6 protein-coding genes are annotated in these 6868 nt (G+C 58.5%); 4 read left to right on the top strand and 2 right to left on the bottom strand.

The annotated features are described in order from the left end of the window. Nucleotides 1-771 precede the first annotated feature (771 nt). Together VGP75_RS20450 and VGP75_RS20445 are read right to left on the bottom strand one after the other, a co-directional pair. On the bottom strand, nucleotides 772-1719 hold the full coding sequence (locus VGP75_RS20450) for an ornithine cyclodeaminase family protein (RefSeq protein ID WP_327545399.1): 948 nt from the start codon (nucleotides 1717-1719) through the stop codon (nucleotides 772-774). Further along, nucleotides 1719-2873: an NAD(P)/FAD-dependent oxidoreductase gene (locus tag VGP75_RS20445; RefSeq protein WP_327545398.1), complete on the bottom strand. Its 1155-nt coding sequence runs from the start codon at nucleotides 2871-2873 to the stop codon at nucleotides 1719-1721. The genes VGP75_RS20450 and VGP75_RS20445 overlap by 1 nt, the downstream gene beginning before the upstream one ends. A 182-nt stretch (nucleotides 2874-3055) precedes the next feature. On the opposite strand from VGP75_RS20445, the gene VGP75_RS20440 reads away from it, so the two are divergent. The 4 genes from VGP75_RS20440 to VGP75_RS20425 form a co-directional block, all read left to right on the top strand. Next, nucleotides 3056-3961, top strand: coding sequence for a MurR/RpiR family transcriptional regulator (locus VGP75_RS20440; RefSeq protein WP_327545397.1), 906 nt, complete (start codon nucleotides 3056-3058; stop codon nucleotides 3959-3961). A 39-nt stretch (nucleotides 3962-4000) separates the two neighbouring features. Beyond that, nucleotides 4001-5578 (top strand): ABC transporter substrate-binding protein, encoded by a 1578-nt coding sequence (locus VGP75_RS20435; protein WP_327545396.1) that lies wholly within the window; start codon nucleotides 4001-4003, stop codon nucleotides 5576-5578. Nucleotides 5579-5637: 59 nt separating this feature from the next. Further along, a complete protein-coding gene (locus VGP75_RS20430) occupies nucleotides 5638-6564 on the top strand; it encodes an ABC transporter permease (protein WP_327545395.1) in 927 nt (308 codons plus the stop codon). A 2-nt stretch (nucleotides 6565-6566) separates the two neighbouring features. Beyond that, the coding region (locus tag VGP75_RS20425) for an ABC transporter permease (RefSeq protein WP_414727826.1) at nucleotides 6567-6868 on the top strand (302 nt) is incomplete at its 3' end.

Genomic DNA, 6868 nt, shown 5'->3' with positions numbered 1-6868 from the left:
GGACAGCACCGCCGTGGTGCCTTCAAAATGGGCTTCCCTTTGAGGATGCGCAGCCGGAGTGGGGGCAAGAGCGGCGATGCCGCGTCGGCCTGAAAACGGTATCGCTTTTCATCTCTGACAACCCAATATGGCACCAGCTTCCAATTGAGAACAGGAAAACCAATGTCTGTTTCCTGCATCCTGCGAATAGCTTGTCTCACGTGCAGCGAACTTCCGGAATCCGCCCTCCTAGTCAAATTCTGCAAGCGCGAACGTCGGGACGACCGTGTCCGCTTCGGGCTGACTGCCGTCATCTGACAAATTCCGTCAGGAACGCCGACCGGGTCGATAGGGTTGAGTGGAAGCTATGCGCAGATAGCGCCATTTGCAAAATTGCGAACCTTGGTCGCCCATCGAGACAAACCGGCCCAAAGCTGCCCTCCATCAGTATCGCGGATGCCGCGGCGCAGCTTCACCAAACCTGCCGTTCGTGCATCGCGCAGCATTTTAGACGGCGAGTGACGGCTGTGCGGAGATTCTGCCGGTTACATCGTCCACCCTATGACCCTTCGCGGCTGCAGCATGGGCGACATGGAGGGCGCAGAGCCGGCTGTGAAATCGCGGAGATGCATGCTCAGCACTATGCTCAAGCGGCGAGCCACAAAGCCTGCCGTGACTTGCAACAGTGCTGCAAAACTGGAATTTGCGAAACCACAAACTGTCGTAAATCATCTCCATGTCTCTGGCCTAAATCAGTTGGCCAGCATCATGGCATTACTTTCCGATAATCTGTCATTCTAGATTGTGATCTGATTGAGCTTGCCTGATGTAAGCTGAAATCATTAGATCCAGATGCGCGCCGCCGCCATTCTTGAATATGGTGATTATGTCCGAGCCTCGCCGTCTTGGAGGGCTTATGGCTGTCAGATCATAGAGATCCCCGAGAACGCTGTCAGCTGAGATGACGCCTCGACTGATGGGTATATCAAGTTCTCCGATATGTTTGATGGTCGTTTCGCGGCTGTCGACAAAAAGCGCTCCCCTTGCGATCAGCGCGTCGTCAGCTTCGCGCATGTCCTTCTTGTAGGCACCGATTAAGTCGATGTGGGTGCCCGCCTTGATCCAGCAGCCCCGCAAGATTGGCTCTCGGGCCATGGTCGCGGTGCTGATGATATCGGCCACTGCTGCGGCTTTGGCCAGATCGGTAACCGGGGTCACGGGGATCCGACTGCCTGCAAATTCCTGCGCCAGTGCTTCTGCCTGCTCGGGCCGACGTGCCCAATTCGAAATCCGTGTCAGCTGCGGGAACATGGCGCTGTAGGCGGCAATCAGGCTGCGCGCGACGGTTCCGGCCCCGACGACAAGCAAGTGCCTGCTGTCAGGACGGGCCAGCAACATCGCACCAAGCACTGAATCCGCCGCCGTCTTAATCTCGGTCACGAGGCGGCTTTCGATGACGGCTTCCAGTTGCCCGTATACCGGTTCGAAAAGCAGCATCGCACCTTGCACTGTCGGCACTCCGGTTTTCGGGTTCGCGCCAAACACGGTCACCGACTTTACCCCGTAGCCCAGCCCCTCAATATAGGCCCCGCGACTCAAGAGCGTGCCTTCAGAAGGCCCCAGAAACATATCTGCAATCTGTGCTTTTGGTCTTTGATGCCCCGCGCGCAGGGCAGCGACCGCACCGGTCCAGGACAAGCAATCAATGGCGTCTTCATAGCTGATCTGCATAGGAAGCATCAGGTGTCTCTATTCTTGACTGCCGGCTGATGTCCGCGGATCAGACGTGAAACGCCCATATCCTTGGCGGTTACACCTTGCTGCGCCAAATCGTCGAGCCAGCTATCGTTCAACAACAGTTCGGCAACGACCCGGCCCAGTGCAGGTGCCATCATAATACCGTAGCCACCCTGTGCAGCGAGCCAGAAGAAATTCGGCACGACGTCATCAAAACCCAGCACCGGGCTATCATCCGCCACGAATGACCGCAGGCCAGCCCAGCTATGCTCGATCCTGCGGATGGTCAGGAGGGTTTCATTTTGTAGCCAGTTGGCGAGAACGGCGATTTCCCATTCGTCCGGACGGATGTCCTGCGCTTCAACTGGATCCTGATCGCCGAGCGACGCCATGATACGACCCCCGTCAGGCTTGAAATAGGCTTCTGTCGAGGTGAAATCGACCGCTGGCATGGCGCGCGTGTCGATGCGTATTGGCCCATCCACAATGATTGCGGTCCGGCGCCTTGGCACCAGTCCGATGGGAACGGAACCGGCGAGGACCGCCACATGGTCGGCCCAGGCTCCCGCTGCATTCACGATGATGCGGGCCTGAAAACTGCTATCCGGTGTCTGCGCCGTCCACAATTCGCCCGTGCGCCGCAGCGCGGTAATACGCTGTCCGCTGACCAGCACTCCTCCGCGCTGCTTGAACCCGCGTAGATATCCCTGATGCAGCGAGTCAACGTCGATATCCGCGACACCCGGTTCATGGACCGCGGCACCAATCCGTTCGGGGCGCAACAATGGTGCCATCGCCAGCACCGCTGTGGCGTTGATCTCGTGGACCTCGCGGCCGGGTGCGGACAATGCCAGCAAGGCCTGAAGCCGATCTTCCTGGCCGGGTTCCGCGATCGTCAGGTTCCCGCGCGGTGACAGAAGTGGCTGGTCAACGAAGCCGTCCGGCGGGTTGGCAAAGAATGCGGCACTGACCCTGTTGATGGCCTGCACCAACTGCGTACCCTGATGCGGTGTGAACAGCGCGGCAGACCGGCCGGTGGCATGATAGCCGGGGGCCGTCTCGGCCTCGACCAGCAACACACTGCCGTGAAGCGCCAATTCATATGCGGCAGCCGTGCCGGATATGCCTGCACCCACAATCAGGTAGTCGTATTGCATGGTTTTCTCCCTCGTCTTCTGACACGCCAGAAGCCGGGCGGGTCGGGCAAGGTCACAGCCGGACGCCGTTGCTTACCCGTAGCCAACAGAACGCCAACAGCGCCGATTTGCAAGAAAAATAAAATAGTATTGTTTTTTGAAAGTTTAATGACATGATTGAATCAAAGAAAGGACGATCCCGGATGTCTGATTCGCTGCGCCATCGTTTGTCTGAGAGCCTGACGGCAGGTTCTAGAGCTGACCGCGCAATCGCTTCGTACATGCTGGCGGAACTTAACACGGTGCCGTTCGAGACGGCGGCAAGCCTTGCTGTGAAGGTAGGGGTGTCGGAGCCGACGGTGGGCAGGTTCTGCCGCACGTTAGGATACAAGAGTTTCCGCGATCTCAAGGATCACTTGCAACGCGATATTGGTGATCGGCCTTGGCTGATTGCCGATCGCCTGCGGGAATTCGAAGAACAGTCCCGTGGGGGCGTTGACCAGCTTGCAAGAGGATTGAAGCTGGAGATGGCCGCACTTGTGGCGGTTTACGAACTGGCGGGTACGCCGGAATGGGAAAAAGTGGTCAAACGCCTTGCATCTGCCTCGGCCGTCTTTGCCGTCGGGTTCCAGACAGAGCGTGGTATCGCACAAGTGTTCGTCAACCAGTTGCAATACATCCGCGACCGGGTCCATTTGTTGGATCTTGCGGGCGGCAACTTTGCCGAACTGCTGGCAGGTGGAACCGGTACGCCTTGTCTCGTGATATTCGAGGGGCGGCGATATTCGCGCATGGCGCAGCTTCTAGCGCAGGACGCGAAACGCGCAGGCATTCCGGTGACACTGATCACCGACCCGTTCTGTGACTGGGGCCGGACACATGCGGACGAGATGTTTGTTGTACCGACCGAGTTCAATCTATTCTGGGAATCCGCCGCCCAGATGGCAAGTCTTGCCAATCTACTGGTCAATGGCGTCTTTCTGGAACTGGGCCATTCCGTCGAAGAACGCATGAATGAAATCGCGCGGCTTTACAGCCGCTACACCGGATATGTCGGCGATCCGACCGGCCCGGCCAGACCAAGCGATCCCCATGCAAACGATACTTGAAGCGTCATTTCTACTCCAAAATCAACAGGGATAAAAACAATGAAACCATTTACCACGCGCCTCCTCGCAGGGGTGCTGCTGTCTTCGTCTTTTTTGGTGACAGGCTTTGCCGCCACTGCCCAGGACGTCACCATGGTGCTGCCGTCTCGCCAAGTCGGCGCGCCAAGCTATGATCCAATCCGCGGTACCAAGCTGAATATGGCCACGACGCTGATTTATGACCGTATGGTGTTGCAGGATGCCGATCAGAGCTATCATGGCCAGCTTGCGACCTCTTGGGAAGTGACGGAGGACGGGATGGAGTGGGTGTTCAACCTGCGACCCGGCGTAACTTTCCACGATGGCGAGCCGTTCAATGCGGACACGATCGCATGGTGGATACCGCAGTTCTCGGACACCGAAAACGCCTTTATGACGGACGCGATCGAAAGCGTGACGGTTGTTGATGACCTGACCGTGAAGTTCACCATGAAAAACCCAGACCCGAACCTGCTGTCGAATATGGCCGGCTTCTTCATGGGCGTGCCTTCGCCGGCAGCCTATGAAGCCATGGGCGATGACTATGGCGTCACAGGTGCCGTCGGCACGGGACCGTTTAAACTTGAAAGCTTCACCGTCGGGCAAGACACCGTATTGGTCCGCAACGAGGATTATACCTCAGGCTCGGATCTTTCCGTCAACCAGGGCCCTGCCCACATTGCGCGCCTGACCTTCCGCGAAATCGCCGATGACAGCACTGCATTTCTGGAAATGAAGACCGGCGGCGTAGACATGCTGCTGTCCGTACCCCAAGACTTCCGGGCGACAATGGAAGGTGAGACCGATATTACCATCGTCACCATACCTGGGCGCGAACTGTTCTATATGCCGATCAACACCATCGTTGCTCCGTTCGACGACATCCGGGTGCGCGAGGCTGCTGCGTTTGCCGTCAACCAGCCAGAGATATTGGAAAACCTCTTTGGCGGGATCGGGGCAGTCGCCGACACTTTTCTGACCGACGCCTTACTTGAGGGCAACGTGAAGGATGAACTACGCATCAGCTATGACCCGGATCGCTCCCGGGCGTTGTTGGACGAGGCCGGCTGGATCGCCGCAGCAGATGGCACGCGGTCAAAGGATGGGACGGCGCTGACTGTCAAACTCTGGACCCAGAACGGCACCGAATTCCGCCGGATCACCGAAGTCATTCAGGCGCAGCTTGCCGAAGTCGGCTTCACGGCGGAAATCACGGTTCTGGACCCTTCCAGCATCAACGCCGAATATCGCAAGGAAACGGAACACCAGTTGGCGGTCCGCAGCTATTCCTACGAAAACGCGGACATCCTTGACTGGTTCTTCAGCGCCGAGCGGCTGGGTTACCCCAACGTATCCATGTGGACGGATGCAACGGCCGAGGAATTGCGTATCAAGGCGATGACCGAGTCGCGTACCTGGGACGAACGTGTGGCAAACTTCACGGACTACCACGAATATGTGCTGACCCAGTTCGTGTTTGCCCCGATCTACCAGCCGGTGCAGTCCTACGCTTACAGGAGCGATGCCTTGATGGTGCCGGACGTCATTCGGTCGACACAGCTCCAAAGCCAGACGATCCTTGACATCGAGGTCAAGTAACCCCGACCCCGGGTGCACCCACCGGTGCATCCGGACCAAGGCTGAAACATGGAGTCCCCATGCTGTTATTTACCATCAAGCGGTTGCTGCTGCTGATCCCGGTGTTCCTAGCTATATCGGTCGTGATCTTCATGCTTGTTCATCTGGTGCCCGGCGATCCGATCGACAACATCGTACGCGTAGGCGCTACCCCGGCTGAAAAGGCGGCGCTTGTCGCGCGCTATGGGCTGGATCAGCCGCTGTGGGCGCAATACGCCAACTGGTTCGGCAAGATGCTGCAAGGCGATTTGGGGGATGCGATTATCCTGCGCCGTCCCGTCGCTGAACTGATCGCGCTGAACCTGCCGCATTCGCTGGCCCTTGGGTCGCTGGCCCTTCTGTTTTCCACCATCGTGGGGATCGCCACCGGCACGCTGGCCGCCATTTTTCGCGACACCTGGTTTGATCGTGGCGTCATGACGCTCATCCTGCTGGGGTCGACCGTGCCCAGTTTCTGGCTGGCACTTCTCATGATCATGTTGTTCGCGGTCACGCTGGGATGGTTTCCGGTATCGGGTGCGCGAACAGCCTCGGCATTGGTCCTGCCGGTGCTGACCATCGGGTTGGGGGGCGTCGCACTGGTGGCGCGGGTTACGCGTGTCGCAATGATGGACATCGCGCGGCGCGATTTCGTGATGATGTTGCATGCCAAGGGTGTGTCGCGCTGGCGGATCGAGCTGGGGTCGGTGCTGCGCCATGCGCTGATGCCGGTCGTGACCATCCTGAGCCTGCGGATCGGCTGGATACTCGGGGGTGCCGTGGCGGTGGAGTTCGTCTTTGCCCGTCCGGGCCTCGGGTCGCTGTTGATCACCTCGCTCAACCAGCGAGACTATCCTGTGGTCCAGGGTTGTCTGCTGATGTTGGCGATCGCCGTCATGTTGGGCACGCTACTGGGTGATATCGTCCAAGCGGCGATGGATCCGCGGATCCGTGAGGGTATGAAATGAGCATGAGGCGTTTCCTTTCGGGCGTCGTGCGCACGCCGCGTGGTGGGCTGTCGGCCGCAGTGTTAATGCTGGTAGTTGTATGCGCGCTTTTTGCGCCGATGCTGTCCCCTTACGATTACGCGATCCAGAATCTGCCCGAGGCAAATAGCCCGCCAAGTGCCGCGCATTGGATGGGCACGGACGAGTTCGGTCGCGACCTGATGTCCCGCATCATCCAAGGTGCGCGTACATCGCTGTCAGTAGCCATGACCGCAATCAGTATTTCGGTGGTCGTAGGAATGACGCTCGGCGCGACGGCGGGCTA

Origin of the sequence: Yoonia sp., assembly GCF_036007805.1 — a bacterium.
In the GTDB taxonomy this organism is placed as follows: domain Bacteria; phylum Pseudomonadota; class Alphaproteobacteria; order Rhodobacterales; family Rhodobacteraceae; genus Yoonia.
Note: the sequence above shows the minus strand (reverse complement) of the source record. Positions and strands in the feature narration are given on the sequence as shown.